14 protein-coding genes and 2 tRNA genes are annotated in these 19,337 nt (G+C 43.0%); 13 read left to right on the top strand and 3 right to left on the bottom strand.

Translation table 11 applies throughout. The features are described from left to right. Entirely contained in the window at positions 1–2,460 is a 2,460-nt protein-coding gene (locus BLQ87_RS04750; protein WP_074605020.1) for a bifunctional UDP-N-acetylmuramoyl-tripeptide:D-alanyl-D-alanine ligase/alanine racemase, read from the bottom strand. Positions 2,461–2,923: 463 nt separating this feature from the next. On the opposite strand from BLQ87_RS04750, the gene BLQ87_RS04745 reads away from it, so the two are divergent. The 5 genes from BLQ87_RS04745 to BLQ87_RS04725 all read left to right on the top strand — a co-directional run bounded on the left by BLQ87_RS04745 (position 2,924) and on the right by BLQ87_RS04725 (position 6,182). Beyond that, entirely contained in the window at positions 2,924–3,784 is an 861-nt protein-coding gene (locus tag BLQ87_RS04745) for a GNAT family N-acetyltransferase (RefSeq protein WP_074605019.1), read from the top strand. Between the two features lie 49 nt (positions 3,785–3,833). Further along, a complete protein-coding gene (locus BLQ87_RS04740; RefSeq protein WP_074605018.1) occupies positions 3,834–5,285 on the top strand; it encodes an aminotransferase-like domain-containing protein in 1,452 nt (483 codons plus the stop codon). Between the two features lie 64 nt (positions 5,286–5,349). Next, positions 5,350–5,838: a regulatory protein RecX gene (locus tag BLQ87_RS04735; protein ID WP_074605017.1), complete on the top strand. Its 489-nt coding sequence runs from the start codon at positions 5,350–5,352 to the stop codon at positions 5,836–5,838. Positions 5,839–5,975: 137 nt separating this feature from the next. After that, positions 5,976–6,048, top strand: a tRNA-Gly gene (locus BLQ87_RS04730). Between the two features lie 49 nt (positions 6,049–6,097). After that, positions 6,098–6,182 (top strand) — tRNA-Leu (locus BLQ87_RS04725). A 90-nt stretch (positions 6,183–6,272) separates the two neighbouring features. On the opposite strand, the gene BLQ87_RS04720 is transcribed toward BLQ87_RS04725, so the two are convergent. Both BLQ87_RS04720 and BLQ87_RS04715 read right to left on the bottom strand, forming a co-directional pair. Next, entirely contained in the window at positions 6,273–6,815 is a 543-nt protein-coding gene (locus BLQ87_RS04720; protein ID WP_074605016.1) for a DinB family protein, read from the bottom strand. 157 nt (positions 6,816–6,972) lie between these two features. Further along, entirely contained in the window at positions 6,973–7,983 is a 1,011-nt protein-coding gene (locus BLQ87_RS04715; RefSeq protein WP_074605015.1) for an AraC family transcriptional regulator, read from the bottom strand. A 184-nt stretch (positions 7,984–8,167) separates the two neighbouring features. Here BLQ87_RS04715 and BLQ87_RS04710 point away from each other — a divergent pair, with 184 nt between their 5' ends. The 8 genes from BLQ87_RS04710 to BLQ87_RS04675 all read left to right on the top strand — a co-directional run bounded on the left by BLQ87_RS04710 (position 8,168) and on the right by BLQ87_RS04675 (position 19,270). Continuing rightward, the gene (locus BLQ87_RS04710; protein ID WP_074605613.1) at positions 8,168–8,563 is read left to right on the top strand and encodes a nuclear transport factor 2 family protein; all 396 of its coding nucleotides are present in this window, start codon (positions 8,168–8,170) and stop codon (positions 8,561–8,563) included. Between the two features lie 237 nt (positions 8,564–8,800). After that, on the top strand, positions 8,801–9,916 hold the full coding sequence (locus tag BLQ87_RS04705) for a TlpA disulfide reductase family protein (RefSeq protein WP_074605014.1): 1,116 nt from the start codon (positions 8,801–8,803) through the stop codon (positions 9,914–9,916). A gap of 203 nt (positions 9,917–10,119) precedes the next feature. Next, the gene (locus tag BLQ87_RS04700) at positions 10,120–10,632 is read left to right on the top strand and encodes an RNA polymerase sigma-70 factor (RefSeq protein WP_074605013.1); all 513 of its coding nucleotides are present in this window, start codon (positions 10,120–10,122) and stop codon (positions 10,630–10,632) included. A gap of 67 nt (positions 10,633–10,699) precedes the next feature. Further along, positions 10,700–11,902, top strand: coding sequence for a FecR family protein (locus tag BLQ87_RS04695; protein WP_074605012.1), 1,203 nt, complete (start codon positions 10,700–10,702; stop codon positions 11,900–11,902). A 45-nt stretch (positions 11,903–11,947) separates the two neighbouring features. Next, positions 11,948–15,454: a SusC/RagA family TonB-linked outer membrane protein gene (locus BLQ87_RS04690; RefSeq protein ID WP_074605011.1), complete on the top strand. Its 3,507-nt coding sequence runs from the start codon at positions 11,948–11,950 to the stop codon at positions 15,452–15,454. Positions 15,455–15,475: 21 nt separating this feature from the next. Next, entirely contained in the window at positions 15,476–16,864 is a 1,389-nt protein-coding gene (locus BLQ87_RS04685) for a RagB/SusD family nutrient uptake outer membrane protein (protein ID WP_074605010.1), read from the top strand. A 3-nt stretch (positions 16,865–16,867) separates the two neighbouring features. Beyond that, positions 16,868–17,974 (top strand): TlpA disulfide reductase family protein, encoded by a 1,107-nt coding sequence (locus BLQ87_RS04680; protein ID WP_083361685.1) that lies wholly within the window; start codon positions 16,868–16,870, stop codon positions 17,972–17,974. 3 nt (positions 17,975–17,977) lie between these two features. Next, the gene (locus BLQ87_RS04675) at positions 17,978–19,270 is read left to right on the top strand and encodes an amidohydrolase family protein (RefSeq protein WP_074605008.1); all 1,293 of its coding nucleotides are present in this window, start codon (positions 17,978–17,980) and stop codon (positions 19,268–19,270) included. Positions 19,271–19,337 lie beyond the last annotated feature (67 nt).

The raw sequence follows: 19,337 nt of genomic DNA, 5'->3' as shown, positions 1-19,337 counted from the left end.
CTACTCATAAAAATAGACCCGTTTAACCCTTTGTGAAATATTTGTTAAGATCTCATAAGGGATGGTTTCGATTTGTTCGGCCAGGTCAGCGATGGTCAGTTCTCCGTTGAAAACGATCACCTCATCTCCTGTCTTTACCGTTATTCCGGTCACATCTAACATACACATGTCCATGCAGATGCTACCAATTGTAGGCACCAGCTTTCCATTGATCAGCATTTTACCCCTGCCATTTCCAAACCGGCGGTTATAACCATCGGCATATCCGATTTTTACGGTCGCCGTTGTTCCGCCATTGGGCAGAATTCCATTTCGTCCATATCCGATCGTCTCATTGGGCTTGACCTCTATGACCTGCGTAACCGTTGTTTTTAGCACGACAGCAGTTTGTAACCCATTTTTCTTAGGGAGTCCTCCATCATATCCATAAAGTCCTATTCCTAACCTTACCATATCCATCTGGGCTTCCGGATGACGTGTAACCCCAGAGGTATTGGAGATGTGCCAAATGAATTTATAGCCCAGACCTGCTGAAATTTCTTGGGCAAAAGCACGGAACCTTTCAATCTGGTGTTTCGTAAACGCATCGTGATGCTCATCTTCACTTCCCACAAGATGGGAGAATGCCGAGACCACTTTGACCTTCCTGCTACTATTGATGGTTTCCAGCAGTTCTTTAAGGTCTGCTTCTTTGAAGCCCAGGCGATGCATTCCGGTATCTATTTTCAGGTGGACCGGGTAATCGTAGGCATCCGCAGACAGGAAGCCGATGAAACTGTTTAGAATATCCAGGTTGTAGATTTCGGGTTCCAGTTTATATTTTACAATGGCATCAAAAGCAGATGGTTCCGGACTCATCACCATAACAGGCATTGTGATCCCTCCTTTTCTTAACGCAACACCTTCATCTGTATAGGCCACTGCAAGGTAATCTACTTTATGGTATTGGAGCACATTTGCAATTTCAAAACTGCCACTTCCATAGGAGAAGGCCTTCACCATTGCCATGATTTTCACGCCCGGTTGTAGCTTATTTCTGTAAAACTGCAGGTTGCCGGCAAGTGCATTCAGGTCAATTTCCAGTACCGTATCGTGTACTTTCTGAGTGATCAGCTTACTGATGCGTTCAAATTCAAATTTTCTCGCTCCTTTTAACAGGATGGTTTCATTGTTGAAATGAACTGCGGGAAAATGATCTATAAAATCCTGCGTACTTTCAAAGAAAGTGGTTTCCATATCGAACAATGCTGCTGATGCAGAGATATGAGGACCAATTCCGATGAGCCGGTTCAGGTTCTTTTGTTTCAGCAAAGCCGCTATTTCGGTATAAAGCTCGACTTCATTTCTGCCCGTTTCGTGTAAGTCGGACAAGATTAATGTCTTTTTGGGATGTTGGTTTTGCAGGTTGAGGAAATCCATTGCAATCGCTAGTGACGAGGTATCAGCACTATAGGAATCGTCAATTACAGAACATTGATTGATGCCGTTTTTTAATTCCAGCCGCATTCCTACCCTGGTTAATTTTTCTAAACGTGCATCAGCTTCTTCCGGAGAATAGCCCATAGACAATAAGCTGGCCCAGCAGATGATTCCATTTTCAACGGAGGCCCTGTCGGAAAAGGGAATCAAACATTCGATCTCTGCACCCTTAAAGATCGCTCTCACATAGTTGCGGTCTTCAATCGGCTCAATAAAAGAGATCTGCAGGTCTGCCTTCTGCTTCAGGCTCCAGGAGAATTTTGTCTGCCCCGGCAATTCCGATACCGGAAGGCCAAGGGTATATTCCGGGGAGTATATGAATACCTCGGCATCTTTAAAAAGCTTTAATTTTTCCAGGAGCTTATCTTTCTGAGAAGCAAAACCTTCCGCATGTGCCTCTCCCAGATTGGTTAAGATCCCGATGGTTGGACGGATAATTTTTTCAAGGGCTTCCATCTCATTTTCTTTAGAGATCCCCGCCTCGAAAATCCCCAATGTATGTTCCTCGCTAATGTTCCAGACAGATAAGGGCACTCCAATCTGAGAATTAAAGCTTTTTGGGCTTCTGACGATATTGAAATCGGCAGCCAGCAACTGATACAACCATTCCTTTACAACGGTTTTCCCGTTACTTCCTGTGATGGCCAGCACTTTCAGATCGTACTGTTCCCGATGGATTATTGCCAGGCTTTGTAATGCAGCAAGCACATCGGCTACCAGCAGGATATTGGCATCCGCAAATTTCTCCAGGCACCTGGAATCACTGATCACAAAGCTTCTGATCCCATTTGCATACGCATCTTCCAGATATTCATGACCATCGCGCTTCGCATTCAAAGCAAAAAACAAGGAGTTCTCCGGATCAATCACACTTCGGCTGTCAATAACCAGCCTGGTGATTTTAAGTTCCGGATTAGAAATAAAAGATTTTGCATCAAGAATTTTCGCAAAATGATCAATCGTGTAGATGACATTACTCATGTTTCAAAATTAAAGCATTTATATTAAAATTCTAAGGTATCCGTAGGTATAACGCTCATTTATTTAGCAATCAGAAAGATATTCTTTAACGTAAAGCCTGAATCGGAATATCAGAAAACTAATCGGTCTTTTAGGTAAGGTTATGTCAGGAATACCATGGTTTTGGAGGTACAGAACTTTATATTCAGACCGCATTTAAACAAGGATAAGACAGGTCCAATTCCTGTTTTACCTATACAGGTTCTAACCTAGGTCTAAGCTCGGTCTATACTCGGTGCAAGCCCGCTTGAAAGCGTGTTAAAGGCAGGTCAGCAACGACTGAAAACCGGGTCATTTTCGGGGATTTCTCTAAGCATCCCATTACCTGAATCGAAGCAGGTAAAAATGTTAAGACAGGAACTTTCCTGAACACATCTTTCAAGAGAAAATATATAATTTAGCGGGCAAAGGAAACACAGATCGCATGCTACAATTTAAAAATTTAGAAAATATACCTCCTGATATTCTACTGGAAACCTTTAATGAATCTTTTTCGGATTATTTCGTCAGACTCCAGCTGACAAGAGAACAATTAGAGCGAAAATTGATTTCAGATTCTATCGACCTTAGTCTTTCAGCCGGGGTTTTTGAATCCGAAAAACTAATCGGTTTTATCTTACATGGGATTGCGCTGGTAAATGGAGAAAAGGCAGCATACAATGCCGGAACAGGAGTAATTCCATCAAAAAGAGGTCAGCAGCTGACCAAATTAATGTACCAGTTTATACTGCCTTCCCTGGAGGCAGCCGGAGTAAAGAACTGCTACCTTGAAGTGATGGAACAAAATATTCAGGCCATAAAGAGCTATGAATCGGCCGGCTACGGGATACACAGAACACTGATCTGCTTCAAAGGGATTCCCCAAATCCAGGAAGATCGCAAACAGCACCCCATCCTTGCACTAAAAGAGATGGATTGGGACAAATGGACGTCTTTCTGGGATTGGCAGCCCTCTTGGCAAAATGCAATCACTGCTTTAAAAAATATAGGTAGCGGTAACCACAGTATTGGGATTCATCTGGATGAAAAACTGGTGGCCTATGCCAGCTATAACCCACAAAACAACCGGATTTCTCAATTTGCTGTAGCCAAAGACTATAGAAATCAAGGATTGGGCACCGCTTTATTTCAATACATTTTTAATGCAAATAAGACCGAGATATCTTTAATCAATGTGGATGCAACCGCAACAGGGACCATCAGTTTCTTAAAATCCATCGGTTTGGCCGCCTTTGTGAATCAATATGAGATGAAAAAAGAAATGAACGCTTCTGAAAAAGCATAAATCACTACAGATACAATTTGATTACATTTGATCAATACAGTTATCTGAGATGAATATTCAAAGCAAGCCGTTTTTATACCTGCAAATTGCCGACAGGCTCGAAAAGCAAATCATAGATGAAGTTTTGAAGGCAGGTGATAAACTGCCTTCTGTAAGAATGCTTTGCCGGGAACATGGGCTGAGCATGAGCACCGTAACACAAGCCTATTATGAACTGGAAAGCAGGTCTTTAATCGAGACCCGCCCCCGTTCCGGATATTATGTCTGTATTCCTCCGGTAAAGCGCCTGGCCATTCCGGAAACAAGCAGCCCATCGGCTATAAATGGTCTGTTGACGCCCGATGATCTGGTAAGCCAGGTTTATATGGATCGGGAAGACCCTAAAAACACCCTCTTTTCATTGGGCATGCCACATGACGACTTTTTACCCATTGCCAAACTGAACAAAGGGCTGATACAAGCAATGCGCGGTTTGCCTGCCAGTGGCACCAGTTATGAGCCTACCCAGGGAAACGAAGACCTGAGAAGAGAAATCGCGAAATGGTCATTTGGCTGGGGTGCTGACTTCAGCGAAAAAGACCTGATCACTACTGCGGGATGCATAAACGCCATTTCTTATGCGCTGATGGCAGTGAGCAATCCCGGCGATACCATTGCGATAGAAAGCCCCGCTTATTTTGGAATTTTACAACTGGCAAAAAGTCTTGGACTAAACGTACTGGAACTCCCTACCAATGCCATTACCGGGATTGAAATTGAAGCTTTAAAGAAAGCCCTGGCCAGCAATAAAATCAAAGTATGTCTTTTTGTAAGCAATTTCAACAACCCCTGCGGCTCGTCCATGCCGGATGAGCATAAAAAAGAAGCAGTGAGGTTACTCGAACATTACCATGTTCCCCTGATAGAAGACGACATTCATGGCGACCTCTATTTTAGCAATAACAGACCAACAACCTGTAAAACATATGATGAAAGTGGTTTGGTTCTTTACTGCAATTCTATCTCCAAAACACTGGCCCCCGGTTATAGGGTAGGTTGGATCGCTCCCGGAAAGTTCAAAGATCAGGTGTTAAAACTAAAGCGATACCATGCGCTTTCCTCTGCCCCACTTACTTCAGAAGTGGTTTCCATCTTTCTCAAAAATGGCCGGTATGAAAATCATTTGAGAAAATTACGACAATCGTTATACCATAACAGCAGGAAATATATTGGCGCTATCGCTGATTATTTTCCGGAAGGAACCAGGGTTAGTCAGCCACAGGGCGGTTATTTTTTATGGGTTGAGCTTGATAAAGCAGTCAACACCGTTGACTTGTACCAGCAGGCCATGAAACAACACATCAGTATCGCTCCGGGAAGAATGTTCACGCTTCAGGCTCAGTTTGACCATTGCATGCGCCTGAGTTTTGGATTGCCATGGACCTCATCATTGGAAAAGAAACTTCAGCAATTGGGAAAACTGGCAACAAATATTCAAGGGGCATCCTCCTCATCGCTTTAAATTTTACTCAAAAACAACTCAGTTCATGCGCCTGCTTGTTGCCGAATACGTAATATTGTAAGCATTGGAAACATCAGATAAAAAAACCGTCAGACTGGATAAGAAAACCGCTTTGTTTAAGGCCGAGCATTATTGTGCCTATCAGGAGCGCGCACAACAGGAAGTCCGCGATAAGCTTTATGAATTCGGATTGCACAAAGATGAGGTGGAAGAATTGATCTCCGAACTCATCAGCACCAACTTTTTGAATGAAGAAAGGTTTGCTCAGGCTTATGTTTCCGGAAAGTTTAACATCAAAAAATGGGGTAAGATTAAAATCAAACAAGCACTGAAACTAAAAAAAGTTCCGGAGAAAATGATTTTGAAAGCCTTGAATAAGATAGACTATGATGAATATTTGAAGGTCATCCTCGCTTCCGCGGAGAAAAAATCGGGATTAATTACTGAAAAAGATCCTTATAAAAGGCGAAATAAGCTCATTACCCACCTTATGAGTAAAGGTTTTGAAAATAATTTGATCATGGAAGTATTGAAGTCCAACGACTTATACTAAACATTTAAATTATTTATAAAAAAAACTTGACAGAAAAATAAAAGTGTCTATATTTGCATTCCCAAACGAAACAAAGGGTATTGCGAAATACACTTTACTAGAATGGCAACATCGGATGATGTTAAAACCAAAATCATGCGAAAGTAGCTCAGTTGGTAGAGCACGACCTTGCCAAGGTCGGGGTCGCGAGTTCGAATCTCGTCTTTCGCTCTAAATGCCTTCATTATATGAGGGCATTTAATTTAAAAGGTTAACACCTGCTCAGATGGTGGAACTGGTAGACACGCAGGACTTAAAATCCTGTGACCTTAAAAGTCGTGCGGGTTCGATTCCCGCTCTGAGTACTGAAAGCGTTTAAACACGCTGTAAAAGCTAACAATGATATTGTTAGCTTTTTTTATGCTCAAAAATCCGTGTTGCTAAATTAACGGATTTTAGCCAACCGGAAAACCTGAAAGCGACGATTCAACATTCAGCAAGATCTCACGAATGGCTGCCAGATGGTGGTCATCATGCTCCGCGATAAAATAAGCATGGTCAATAATGCGCATCGGTATTTTCATTCTTGGATGCAGTGCAGAATTGAACAACTGCTGATCCGGCAAACGGTCGAGCCCTGCAACCAGTCTTGCTCTTTCTTCCCGGAATTGCCCGGTCAGGATTTTTATATCCGTTGCATTATGGTTTGCTTCATGGGTTTTTCGATTGGTTAAATCTGCCATTCTCAATTCCAGTTCATTATTGATCACATCTTCCACCCTGCCAAACCATAAAGGCTCCATATCTACCAGGTGCCCGATTTCTTCCTTTATACTCCATTTCCCTTCGGGCTTCAGCTCAAGTATGAGGCTGTCCAGCGATCCAACCAATTCTTCGATCCTCGCTGCTGTTCCTGCCAGGCGTGCGATAATTGCAGGCATTAAGCCGTTGTCTTCGATCAGAGGAAATTTGCGTTCAAACCATTCTGTCCTTTTCATATAGAATTACACTCTTTTTAAGCGTTCGACATAAATAACGGTATTATGGTGCATCTGATTATCATCAGTCTCATCTTCTTCAGCATAAAATTTAGGCTTCCTCACAAATTATTTCATTTCAAGCACGTCCAGGCACTTTTCGGCCCTTTCCCATGAATCAACAATTATTATTTGTTTGGTAAACAGCCGGCGTTATCCCTGTCCAGCGTTTAAACGTACGAATAAAAGCCGTGGTCTCATTGTATCCCAACAGGTAGGAAATCTGTTTCAGCGGATACGATCCTGATTTCAGATAATTTATGGCCAGAGCTTTACGCGCCTCATCCGCCAGCTGCTGAAAATTAACACCTTCCTCCTTCAGTTTGCGTTGCAGCGTTCTTGTACTGAGATTGAAGTTTGCAGCAATTTCTTCCTGGGAGATGATCCCCAGATAAGCATTGCTCATCAGGTAATTGTAAATTCTCGTCTGCAAAGTCATCGTCCCGTTGATCATTCCACTGAATGGCTTTATCTTTTCTAGCAGTATTCTCTGCAATTCAAAATTAGCAGAAAGGATAGGCTCCTTCCAATAAGTCAGGTCGAAAGTAATCGCATTCTCCAGCTGATTAAACTCAGGCCGGCAACGCATCACCCGTTCATATTCCATTTGATGATTCCTTCCTGCTGTGTATTGAACAGCGATTGGCCTCACCTTCTTTAAAAGCAATCCGTCCAGTTCATGGATCACGAATACCATTAGAAAATCCAGCATTTGAAGTAATGCAGGAGATTTCTCCCATTCCGCTATCTGAGGTACAAACTTAACGCTAAAAGTATTTTCATCCTCCAGCAATACCAAACAGAAAGCATCCGTGATCAATGGAGTCAGTGATGCGGCGATCGTCAATGCTGCTCCAACAGTATCGCTTGTTTTTATGATTTCGCCCACAATTCCTAATGCAGACAATTGCAGGGACTCTCCAAAGTGTAAGCCAAAACAGTCGTCCTTAGTTAAATGTACCGAATTGAGCCAAACATCATTTACCTGTTTGGCAGAAAGGGGTGCTTTCCCTTCTTTAAGTTCTGCAATCGTAACATTTGACAAACGACACAACATTTCAACCGATAAGTCACGTTGTACCGCATAGGCAAGCATGCTCAACACCAATTTCTTTACCTGATCTTCCATTTCATCATTTTATAAGCTGAAGATAAGGAAGTCGGCCGGACAAAAACGACTGATGTCGCAAAATGGTAATCCTATGTCGCCAAAAGGTATCAATCCAGCCTCCCCTATTGCTGACCTTTGTTTCAACAACAAGAAGATAAACAATAAGTATCCATTTAAAAATCAATCCATAAATAAAAACAACATGAAAAACGAAGCAAAAAGTGTAGTTAGCGCATTCTTAACAGCAGTACAAAACGGTGATAATGAAAAACTGGCAACCTTATTACACCCATCGGTTACCTGGAGTCAACCCGGAGAAAATCAAATTTCAGGAATCAAGAAATCTAATGCAGAGGTCTTCCAAATGGTAGGGAAAATGTTTGAACTTTCCGCCAATACCCTTCGGTTAACAGACATCACAATGATTGGTGCAAATGGCAATAAAGCATCCTGCGTCCTGCGGTGGACGGCCAGTACGCCGAACGGGAACACCCTGGAAGTCGACAACATTGATGTTTATACCGTAGAAAACGGACAAATCACTCAGGCAGAAATCTTCTCCGCAGATCTGGAAAAGGAAAATCAGTTTTGGGCTTAACTAAGCTAAACCCGATTATCAGTCTTTTCCGATTATTTCCAGTTGAACCCAATTATGACCAATTAAACCAGATTATTATCGATTAAACCAGATTATTTCGAATTACACCGATTTCCCGGCTAACCACTTTTAACTCATCTTAAAGGTGTTTAGTCGTTTCAACACTTTATCAATTAAATCAAAGCGGCGTCACCCTTTTTTCCGATTGAGTTGTCATGTTAACAAACAGCGAACAATATGAAAAAACTAATACTCATTGCATTGAGCAGCATTCCTGTATGGGCATGGGGGCAAACTCCATTTCACATCAAGGGTAGCTTTAAAGACTCCGGAACCACAGGAATCGTCTACCTGATGTATCAGAAGGAAGGCAGGAACAATATAGACAGCGTATCAGTTACCGCAGGGAAGTTTGAATTCTCCGGACAGGTGACGGAGCTACAACCAGCACTGCTGACCTTCAAAGCTAAAAACACTTCAGCTCCGGCACAAAAAGAAAATTCTGATGAAAGAAGGATCTTCCTTAACGATGAAAACCTGACGATAGTGATCAAAGATTCGATCAAAACTGCAGGGCTCAAAGGTTCTCCGATCAATCTGGACATGGTCCGTTATGAACAATTTATGGCCAAACCCGATGCCGCCATGAATGCACTCGACTTTAGTTATCAAAAAGCATCAGCAGCAGAAAGAAAAGACCCTGTCTTTAAAACTGCACTGGAAGAAAAAAGGGCTCTTGTCAACACAGAGAAAGAAAACTTACAAAGAAAGTACATCAAACAAAACCCGGATTCTTATTTCAGTCTTGTTTCGCTCTACGAGATTGCAGGCAGAGACATTGATCCGTTACAGGTAGCCCCATTATTTGACCTGCTGTCTGTCGCACAAAAAAACAGCAAATACGGAAAACTTTTAAGTCAGAACATCGCTGCTGCGCGTACCATCATGATTGGCGCAATTGCTCCCGACTTTACTCAGAACAACAGCAACAACCAACCGGTAAAACTTTCCTCTTTCAGAGGGAAATATGTACTCATTGATTTCTGGGCATCCTGGTGCCGCCCCTGCAGGGCCGAAAACCCCAATCTGGTTAAAGCCTATGCGCAGTTTAAGGATAAAAATTTCAGCATCTTAGGTGTGTCCGTAGATGCAGAGAAAGACGGCTTAACCTGGACTCAGGTGATTGCACCGAATTCAGAAAAAGACAATGCCGGAAAACTGTACTCGATCAAAAGCATCCCTTCGAACTTCCTGATTGACCCACAGGGGAAAATAATTGCTAAAAATTTGAGAGGAAAAGCCCTGGAAAAGGTATTGGAAGATTTAATCGGAAAGATATCATCTTCAAAATAGTATTTAAAGCAATTATAATTTTACCTTTATTTTCTTAAAAAAGTATTAAATAAACATCATTTGCGCAGGTATAAACCCTGCTATGGTGTCTTTAAAAGATAGATCTCCACTGATCGGTTTTTCAAAGAAGGATTCCGATATACCCCGTATAGCGGAATTTTTTGCGTAAATTAATATGACCCAACTTACTAGGCCTGGCCATTATGTACGAGCAGTTTGAGCAACTTTTCCGTGACCACTATAAAACACTTTGCTATTATGCCAATATCGTTACCAAAGATATGGAAGTTGCAGAGGATGTGGTTCAGGATGTTTTTGTCAAATGCTGGTCAGCCATTCAAGATGAAAAACTGGAAATTCAGCAGGAACATTATTTATACCGTTCCGTTAAGAACGCTGCACTGAACTACCTAAAAGCAAAGCACATCAGGCAGAATTACGCGAATACCCAGGATGCCGCGCATACAGAAGCATCAACCGACGACGACACTTTCGTTGCGACAGAAACCAGGGAACGGATTATGGAAGCCATAGATCAGCTCCCTCCACAGTGCAGAAAAGTACTGATCCTGTGTGTATTGGAAGACAAGAGTTATAAAGAGGCCGCAGCAGCGTTAGACATTTCCATAAATACGGTTAAATCCCAAATGACCAAGGCTTTTTCTATCCTCAGACCCCGCTTAAAGGACCTTACTGTCCTCATTTATCTTCTTTAATTTTTATTTTAAAAAAAATTAAATCTGGCATCACCCTTTTTTCGGGCTGAGTTGTCATGTTTAATATATGAAGGATATGAACCCGGAAGAAAAGGCAAAAATACAGGATTTAATGATCAGGAGTATCACTGCTGATCCACTTACTGTGCAGGAGCAAAAGGAATTGTCAGACTGGTTAAACCTGGATCCCGGGAACAGACAGGAACACGATGACCTGCTCAGCTTCCGCAGCCTCATTAAACAGGAACAGACGAAAGCACCTGATGCAGATCAGGCATGGAAAAAAGTATCGCAAAGGATTACCGATTCCCACGTATATCCTTTTAAAACTTCCTTGTTGCCCAACTGGTTAAAATACGCAGCCGTCATGATCCTCATTTCGACTGCCGGCCTGCTCGTATACCGCAATATTTACTCCGGATCAGGTGTTCGGCCGGAACTGACCCTGGCTGCAATCAAACCAGGCAGTCACCATGCCGAGCTGATCCTTCCCAATGGCGAACACATAAAACTGCAGGACGAAACACCTTTAAACATTTCAGGGAGTCAAAATACACTGGTTGCAAGAAACAAAGGAAATGTTTTAGTGTACAATGCCGGCGCTGGTCAGCAGGGCTATCATAAATTAATCGTGCCCGAAGGCGCGCAATATGAGATCATCCTTCCCGATAAAAGCCATGCCTGGGTAAATTCAGGCTCGGAACTTACCTACCGTGTTGATTTCAACAATTCCCCTATCCGGGAAGTAAAGCTTGTAGGAGAGGCTTATTTTAAGGTCGCCAAAGATAAAAAGCATCCTTTTATTGTGAAGACAGACCATATGGACGTAGAAGCAGTAGGTACCGCGTTCAACGTCATCGCCTATAAAGGAAGTGATTATACAGAAACTGCTCTCGTTGAAGGGATTGTCAATGTGACCGACAAGCAGGGAAATAAACAGCGTATGGTTGCAGGTTCCAAAATCAGGATCAGCAATAAAAAGATCAACCTCTTACCAGCTTTAGACAAAGAAAGGCTTGCTTATGAGGATTATGCCTGGAAAGATGGCATATTTGTTTTCGACAACATGCCTTTAGAGGAAATCTGTCAGCAGATCAGTCGCTGGTACCGTATTAAAATAGTCTTCACAAACGAGGCTGCCAGGAAATTACATTTTACCGGAACTATCCAAAAGAACAAATCTCTGGCCAGCATACTTAAATTAATCAGCACCTCCACACCGGTGAGATTCGAATTCAAAAACACGATACTCTATATCACAAAGCCTTAATAACATCACAAAATTTCAATACCTAAACCACCTAACCACCAAGCTATGAACCAAACCTTTACCAGAAAAAGGCCTGTCCGCCGTTTTTTAACCATTTTTAGGTTTATTTTTTTATTCTACCTTACCTTTATCTGTATCTCTCCTGCCAGTGCCTATGCACAGGGAATGAGGTTCAGTATCTCTGCCAAACGCATCACGGTACTCGAAGTATTCAAACTCATGAAGCTGCAGCATCAGGAGCTGGGCTTCTTTTATAATAATGATCTTTTTGACCCTACCAGAAAAGTAGATGTCAATGTTTCCGACGCCTCCTTAGAAGAGCTCATGTCCATTGTACTTGGCGGAAAGTATGCCTGGGAGCTTCAGGAAGATCACATTGTGATTAAGCCCTTACAAAAGACCAGCTTTCAGGCTCAGGCATCTGTTAAAACGATTACAGGTCTGGTAAAAGACAAGGATGGAATTCCTTTATCCCAGGTTGTGATCCGGGCATTCCAGGCTAAAACCAGCGCCACAACAGACGCAAACGGGCGATTCATCATCAGGGCCAATGAAGATGACATCCTAACCTTTAATTACCTGGGTTGTAAGAAACAGGATGTCAATGTAAGAGGCATCAACAACCTGAACATCACGATGCAGGAAGATGTTTCTTTTTTAACCGAGGTATTGGTTACCGGATACCAGACTTTATCCCGCAAAAATGCGCCGGGATCATACGTCATCGTTGATAAAAAAGAACTTGAAGCCAGAAACAACAGAACTATTGAGGGCATGCTGGAAGGCCTTGTTCCCGGACTGAGCGTTTATAAGGGAGGCAATGGATTGAATGACCTGCGCATCCGCGGAGGAAGTTCTTTGCGTGCAGGAACACAGCCCCTGATCGTGATCGATGGATTTGTGAGCACCATATTTCCTGACATCAATGAAATAGAGAATGTATCCGTGCTTAAAGATGCCGCCGCATCGGCAGTATGGGGATCACAGGCTGCCAACGGCGTGATTGTCATCACTACAAAAAAAGGTAAAGTGGGTAAGATGCAAATCAATTATTCCGGCAATGCCCGCATGATGAACCAACCGGATTACGACAAATTACATCGCGCAGATGCCGCCACTTTAATCGACTATCAGAAAGACCAGTACGACAAAGGCTATATCGAAGCTCAGATTTTCGATGGTTCAGACGCCGGTTACTCTCCTTCTATTGGAATTTTCAATGACTATAACCGACCTGGGGGAATTACTCTGGAAGAACGGGACAAAAGGCTTGCAGCCCTGGCCGGCTTATCCAATAAAGATCAAATTGACAACCTCCTCTTACGCCCCAGCCTGAGTCAGAGTCACTTCCTTTCTTTTGCCGGAGGATCAGATAAGATGCAATATTTTTTATCAGGAAATTATAAAAACGAACAGGGAGGAACTGTTGGGACTGCTTCCGATGCGTTGACCATAAATTCCAGAAACACCTATAATCTGGCTTCTTTCCTTGATTTGCGTACAGACATTTCGGCCAATTATCTTTCTGCAAAGAGCGGTTATTCCGGTCTGGAAGGTAAAATCAGGTCGCTGATGCCCTACCAGATGTTATTGGATGAGCAGGGCAATTACGTTTATGACTACAGCGGTTTTAATAAGATAGAAAACGACAGACTTAAGGCATCCGGTTATCTCGACAATGGCTTCAACCTGTTGGAAGAAAACCGCCAGGCAAAGAATAGTGCATCCGGATGGGGATTAAAAACAAGGGTTGGTGCCGACTGGAAAATCATTAAAGGACTAACCATGTCCAACGATTTCATTTACGAAAAGACCACCAGCGACAGCAGGAACCTCTTGTCGGAAAAGGGATATGACGTGCGCAGCTTAGTCAACCGCCTTACCTCTACAGAAACGGGTGGCAAGCTCGTTTTCAATATCCCTAAGGGAGACGTTTTAGATTTCAGAAATGCAGCTTACAACAATTATGCGTTCCGTAATCAGTTCAACTATACCAATACCTTTAAAGAGAAACACTATGTCAACGTCATCGCTGGATTTGACTTGCGCAAATCGGTGAACCAGGCCAACAAAAACCGTCGTCTTGGTTATAACGATGAGCTGTTAACCGGTCAAAATATTGATGCCAAATTACTGGCTGCCCAGGGCATCATCTGGTGGAACGGTGATCGGAATACGTATGATCCTGCCAGCTATGAAGGATTTGAATTCAGAGACACCCGGGAGTATTCCTATTACTCCACGCTTACGTATACTTATGATGACCGCTACACGCTGAGTGGAAGCTACAGAACGGATCATTCCAACTTATTTGGTGCAGATCCAAAATTTAAAAAGACACCACTATGGTCTGTTGGTGCAAGCTGGAATATTAGCAATGAGCATTTCTTCCATAGAAATGTACCAGCGATTTCTAACCTCAGCTTACGCGGAAGTTACGGTTTAACGGGGAACTTTGACAGGCTCAATTCGACTACTACTTTTCTTGTTGCCAGACGGTTCTTTAATACGATTGCCAATGACTATGTAGCCCGCCTGGAAACTCCTCCCAATCCAAAATTACGATGGGAACGTTCCAAGACCTTTAACCTGGGTGCGGATATCGGTGTATTAAACAACCGCTTCTCGCTTTCCTTAGATTATTACCGGAAATTCAGTTATGACCTTCTGGGAAGCCAGGACCTCGATCCTACTGTTGGTCTGACCACTGCCACCATCAATGCGGCCAGTATGGTTAACCGCGGAATAGAACTGAACTTAAAAGCAGGTGTATTTACCGGCAGGAACTTTAACTGGACCAGCTCATTTAACATGGCCTATAATAAAAACGAAATCACCGAGAACAGACTCATAGAGAGCAGTGCCTCCATTAGCAGAACCAGTGGAAGGGATATCTACCTCAAAGGTTATGAGCGGGAATCGGTATGGAGTTACAAATGGGCAGGCCTTGACAATACCGGCAGACCACAGACTTATGATGCAAACGGTAACAAAATATATGTTCCAAATATAGGCTCCCTTGAATATAGTGGCACCTACAGGCCAAAAGTAAGTGGAGGCTGGACCAATACCTTTAGCTATAAAGGATTTGAAGCCATGATTTTTCTGGCCTTTAATTATGGTCATGTGACCCGCAGGGAGATGCCAAACATGTATGGATATGATTGGAGCGGCAGCTATAACGACCAGATTGCCAACAGATGGCGCAAAGCAGGAGATGAACAATTCACAGAGATCCCTGCCATTCCGGGATTTGAGAACCTGAGCGATGATTACACCAGGGTAGCTACCCTATCCAGCAACAGCATTATTGACGCTTCATTTGTCAGGTTGCGGGAAGTACAGTTCGGTTACCGTCTAAATCCCAGACACCTGAAGGGAACACCTTTTAAGAGCGTTAGGATCGTTGCACAGATGAACAACCTTTACCTCTTCAAAGCGAACAAATACGGTATCGATCCTGAAGCGGTGAGAATAGGGAGTTCAGGAGGTTATACTTATGCTTTACCAGAACCTGTCGTAACCACCATCGGTCTTAACATCGGTCTTTAACATCATTAAATCAACAACAAGATGAACACTTCAAACTTGAAAAAATATAGCTTCCTGATTTTGCTCGCATTAAGCTTTGCCAGCTGCAAGAAGTTTCTGGACGTTACGCCTAAAGGAAAATTCATTCCCAAATACCTCAAAGATTATGAAGAGCTGGCCGCCAATCCCTCCTTCTCTACTAACAGTTATGCCGTTTTAGAAAGGTTATCAGACAACACCTACTTTAGTGATGCGAGAATACTTGCAGCCCTGACCTCCAGTACCACCAAAGCTTATAAATGGCAATCTGAGTTGTATATAGAAACGGAAACAGACAGTGGCTGGGACCCGATGTACAACAATATTTACAATGCGAACATCATCCTTCAGGATGTAGAAAAGCTGGCAGATGGAACAGAAACCCAACGCAATGAAGTACTTGGCGACGCCCATTTTAACCGCGCTTATGCTTATTGGAGCCTGATCAACATCTATGCTAAAGATTATGAAGCATCCAGTGCGGGTACTGATCTGGGCGTGCCTTTACTTACGGTCCCTGACCTGGAGGCCATGCCGAAACGAGCTACTGTTGCTGCGGTCTACGATTTGATCCTTAAAGATCTGCTGCTGGCAAAAGACCAGCTTCCGGATGTTGCCCGGAACGTTTACCGAAACAATAAAACCGCAGCCCTGGCACTTCTGGCAAGGGTATATCAGAGCATGGATAACTATACGGAGGCAAAACAATATGCTAACCTTGCCTTACAGAAAAAGAATACCCTACTGGATTTCAATACCCTCAGCTTTAAGGATCCTTTGAAACCTTATGGTGGAATTAACAACCTGGCTATTGCTTATCTGCATCCGGAAATGATTTCCTATAAAGCGACCAGCCTCGCAAATATTCTGAGATTATCATCCATCTCTCCTGATTTCTTAAATATACTGGGAACCAAAGATCTACGCTACGTATTTAACTTTACCAACCTGGAAATCAACGGCAAGCCAACAACAGAACCTTATCCTTTATACCTCAATATAGATCTCTCTTTTAATATTGGTGTTCCGGAAATGATGCTCATCTCCGCAGAAGCTGAAGCCCGGGGAGGTCAGATTGACCCCGCCTTGACCTTACTCAATAATTTAAGAAAGAAAAGGTTTAAACCTGCTGATTATGCAGACCTGACTGCTTCCAGTGCTGATGACGCACTAAAGCTCGTTGTCGATGAACGCAGAAGGGAACTTTTTGGTAAAGGACTTCGCTGGTTTGACATGAGACGACTGGACAATGACAGTCGCTTTAAACGGAATTATACCAGGGCAAATACCGGAGGAACTTATCAGCTGACCGCAGGTTCCAACATTTTCGTACAACAGATTCCACCTAAAGTATTGTTACTGAATCCGAATATCGAACGTAATCCAAGATAAACCATGAAGAATATCTTTAGCACAACCCTACTGGCAGGACTGAGTCTGCTCATGGCAAAAAATGAGGTATCCGCGCAAACGGGTTATACCATTAATGGGAGAATTGCCGATTTTGATCAGCCGACTATGGCTTACCTCTATAAATTTACAGAGAAAGGCCGCGAGCTGATCGATAGCAGCACAGTAAATAACGGCGTATTTAATTTCAGGGGTGTGCTGCAGCATCCCGTTTCTGCTGCTGTACAGATCAGGAAAATGCGCAGGTCTTTAAACCTGTTTCTGGAAAATGAAAACTTTCAGCTACTGATGCAAAGCGATTGGAAAAATAAGGAGGAGATTCATGGTGGAAAGGAAATGGGAATTAAAGCGGCCTACGAGACGGAAACAGCATCCCTATCCGCACAAATGAGAGAGATTGGCGGACGTTATGAAAAACTGCCAAAGGAAGATCGCCTTAAAGAAAATGAGGAACTGACTGTATTGAATGCTAAAGAAATGGACATTAAGTATAAATACATTCGCAAATATCCCTCTTCATTGGCCGTATTGAACATCATGCGCCCGCAATTTGAGGTGATGAACCTGAAAGAACTTCGGGAAATGAAATCGCTGTTTTCTCCGGAACTCAGCTATGCTCCAGAGTACAAAAAATTACTAAGATTACTTGAGCAGAAAGCTGCAGCTTCACTTGTTGGGCAGCAAGCTCCGGATTTCAGCGGTACCACGCTGGCAGGAAAATCCTTTACCCTATCCGCGTTAAAAGGAAAATATGTGGTCCTGGATTTTTGGGCCTCCTGGTGTACTCCTTGTCGCGCGGCAAATCAAAAGATAAAACCCATCTATGAACACTATAAAAACAAGGGCTTTGAAATGGTTTCCCTTTCTATGGACGACAAAAGAAATCTTTGGGAAAATGCCGTAAAAAAAGATGGACTTCCCTGGATTCAGGTCTCGGAACTCAGTGGAATAAAAGATTCGGCAGTAGCTCAGAAATATAGTGTAGTTAGCTTACCCACTGTATTCCTTCTGGATAAAACCGGAAAAGTCATCGCACAGAACATCTCCGAGAAAGAACTGGAAGAATTACTGAATCACAATTTGAACAAATAACGAATGAATAAACTGAAAATGATCTTAGTGCTCTGTGTTTTATCCCTGAGTATTTTTGCGCAGAAAAGACAACAGGCAGGCCCTAAGAAAACGGTAAAGACAATTTTAAAAAATGGTACGGTAATCAATGGGACACTCCAGTCGCCGGCAACCCTTGCAGATGTATATCTCGAAGACGGCTTGATTACAGCAGTCCTTCCGAAAGGCCAGCCGCTGAAAACAGGATATGAAGCAGCAACAATAATGGACCTGAACGGGAAATTTATTTTGCCCGGGTTAATTGATACGCATGTCCACCTGGCTACAATGACAGAAGGTCCGATCGAAGAACTGAATAAAAAAACGCACCATGACCTGGAGCGCGTATTAATGGGTGGCATTACCACCGTAAGAGATATGGGGGGCGACGGGCGTTTAATGGCGACCTATCAGCGTTCGGCAAATCTGGATCAGATTCCTTCTCCAGATATCTTTTATGTTGCTTTTCTGGCTGGCCCCAACTACATGAAAATGGTTGGAGACCGCGAAATACTCGGCCTTGAAAATCAATCTATTGGCTGGCGACAAACGGTTCATGAGCAGGACAATGCCCATGATATTATTGCCATGGCCAAAGGAAGCGGTGCAACGGGAATAAAGATTTATTCGGATATCTCCGGAGCGATGGTAAAAAAGCTGGCGACGGAAGCTACTTTGCAAAAGATGCAGGTCTGGTCGCATGCTACGGTAATGCCTGCAATTCCTTCGGAAGCAGTTGCCGCGGGGGTAAAAGTCATCTCCCATGCCCATGATGTACCATGGGAGCAGGTAGGAAAGAACGGAAAAATGGTCAATGACCACAATGGATATTCCGCGTTAAAAATGGATTTCCCTCAATTGGCTCCTTTAATGGCATTGATGAAAAAGAACAACGCGATTTTGGATGCCACGATTTATTTATCCTCCTTAAATAAAGGATATGATGTCAATGCCTTTTACATTACCAAAAAAATGCATGAGGCTGGCGTAAAAGTATCCATAGGAACAGACTGGATGATTCCTGATGGTACTGCGCTCCCTAATATCCATGAGGAAATGGCATTGATGGTGAGTAAATGTGGATTCAGCACTCAGGAGGTGATCCATGCAGCTACCATGATCGGAGCTGAAGCAACCGGGCTTTCCGACAGAGGACAAATTACAGAAGGTAAAAGGGCCGATATACTCATCCTGAACAGCAACCCGCTGGAAAATATCTCGGCGACCAAAGACATCTTTGGAGTGATCAAAAATGGCAAGGTTTATCCAAAACCCTAAGCCTTCTATCTAAAATATTTCTTTCATAGACTACGCCCGGAATTCTCTAAATTCCGGGCGCAGTTTT

Origin of the sequence: Pedobacter steynii (genome assembly GCF_900103665.1) — a bacterium.
Taxonomy (GTDB): domain Bacteria; phylum Bacteroidota; class Bacteroidia; order Sphingobacteriales; family Sphingobacteriaceae; genus Pedobacter; species Pedobacter steynii.
This window is presented reverse-complemented; position numbering and strand designations above follow the sequence as displayed.

What these genes read in the sequence shown, in the direction of transcription:
- BLQ87_RS04750 (WP_074605020.1), bottom strand. Translation starts at nt 2,460, where the DNA reads ATGAGTAATGTCATCTACACGATTGATCATTTTGCGAAAATTCTTGAT.
- BLQ87_RS04745 (WP_074605019.1), top strand. Translation starts at nt 2,924, where the DNA reads ATGCTACAATTTAAAAATTTAGAAAATATACCTCCTGATATTCTACTG.
- BLQ87_RS04740 (WP_074605018.1), top strand. Translation starts at nt 3,834, where the DNA reads ATGAATATTCAAAGCAAGCCGTTTTTATACCTGCAAATTGCCGACAGG.
- BLQ87_RS04720 (WP_074605016.1), bottom strand. Translation starts at nt 6,815, where the DNA reads ATGAAAAGGACAGAATGGTTTGAACGCAAATTTCCTCTGATCGAAGAC.
- BLQ87_RS04715 (WP_074605015.1), bottom strand. Translation starts at nt 7,983, where the DNA reads ATGGAAGATCAGGTAAAGAAATTGGTGTTGAGCATGCTTGCCTATGCG.
- BLQ87_RS04710 (WP_074605613.1), top strand. Translation starts at nt 8,168, where the DNA reads ATGAAAAACGAAGCAAAAAGTGTAGTTAGCGCATTCTTAACAGCAGTA.
- BLQ87_RS04705 (WP_074605014.1), top strand. Translation starts at nt 8,801, where the DNA reads ATGAAAAAACTAATACTCATTGCATTGAGCAGCATTCCTGTATGGGCA.
- BLQ87_RS04700 (WP_074605013.1), top strand. Translation starts at nt 10,120, where the DNA reads ATGTACGAGCAGTTTGAGCAACTTTTCCGTGACCACTATAAAACACTT.
- BLQ87_RS04695 (WP_074605012.1), top strand. Translation starts at nt 10,700, where the DNA reads ATGAAGGATATGAACCCGGAAGAAAAGGCAAAAATACAGGATTTAATG.
- BLQ87_RS04690 (WP_074605011.1), top strand. Translation starts at nt 11,948, where the DNA reads ATGAACCAAACCTTTACCAGAAAAAGGCCTGTCCGCCGTTTTTTAACC.
- BLQ87_RS04685 (WP_074605010.1), top strand. Translation starts at nt 15,476, where the DNA reads ATGAACACTTCAAACTTGAAAAAATATAGCTTCCTGATTTTGCTCGCA.
- BLQ87_RS04680 (WP_083361685.1), top strand. Translation starts at nt 16,868, where the DNA reads ATGAAGAATATCTTTAGCACAACCCTACTGGCAGGACTGAGTCTGCTC.
- BLQ87_RS04675 (WP_074605008.1), top strand. Translation starts at nt 17,978, where the DNA reads ATGAATAAACTGAAAATGATCTTAGTGCTCTGTGTTTTATCCCTGAGT.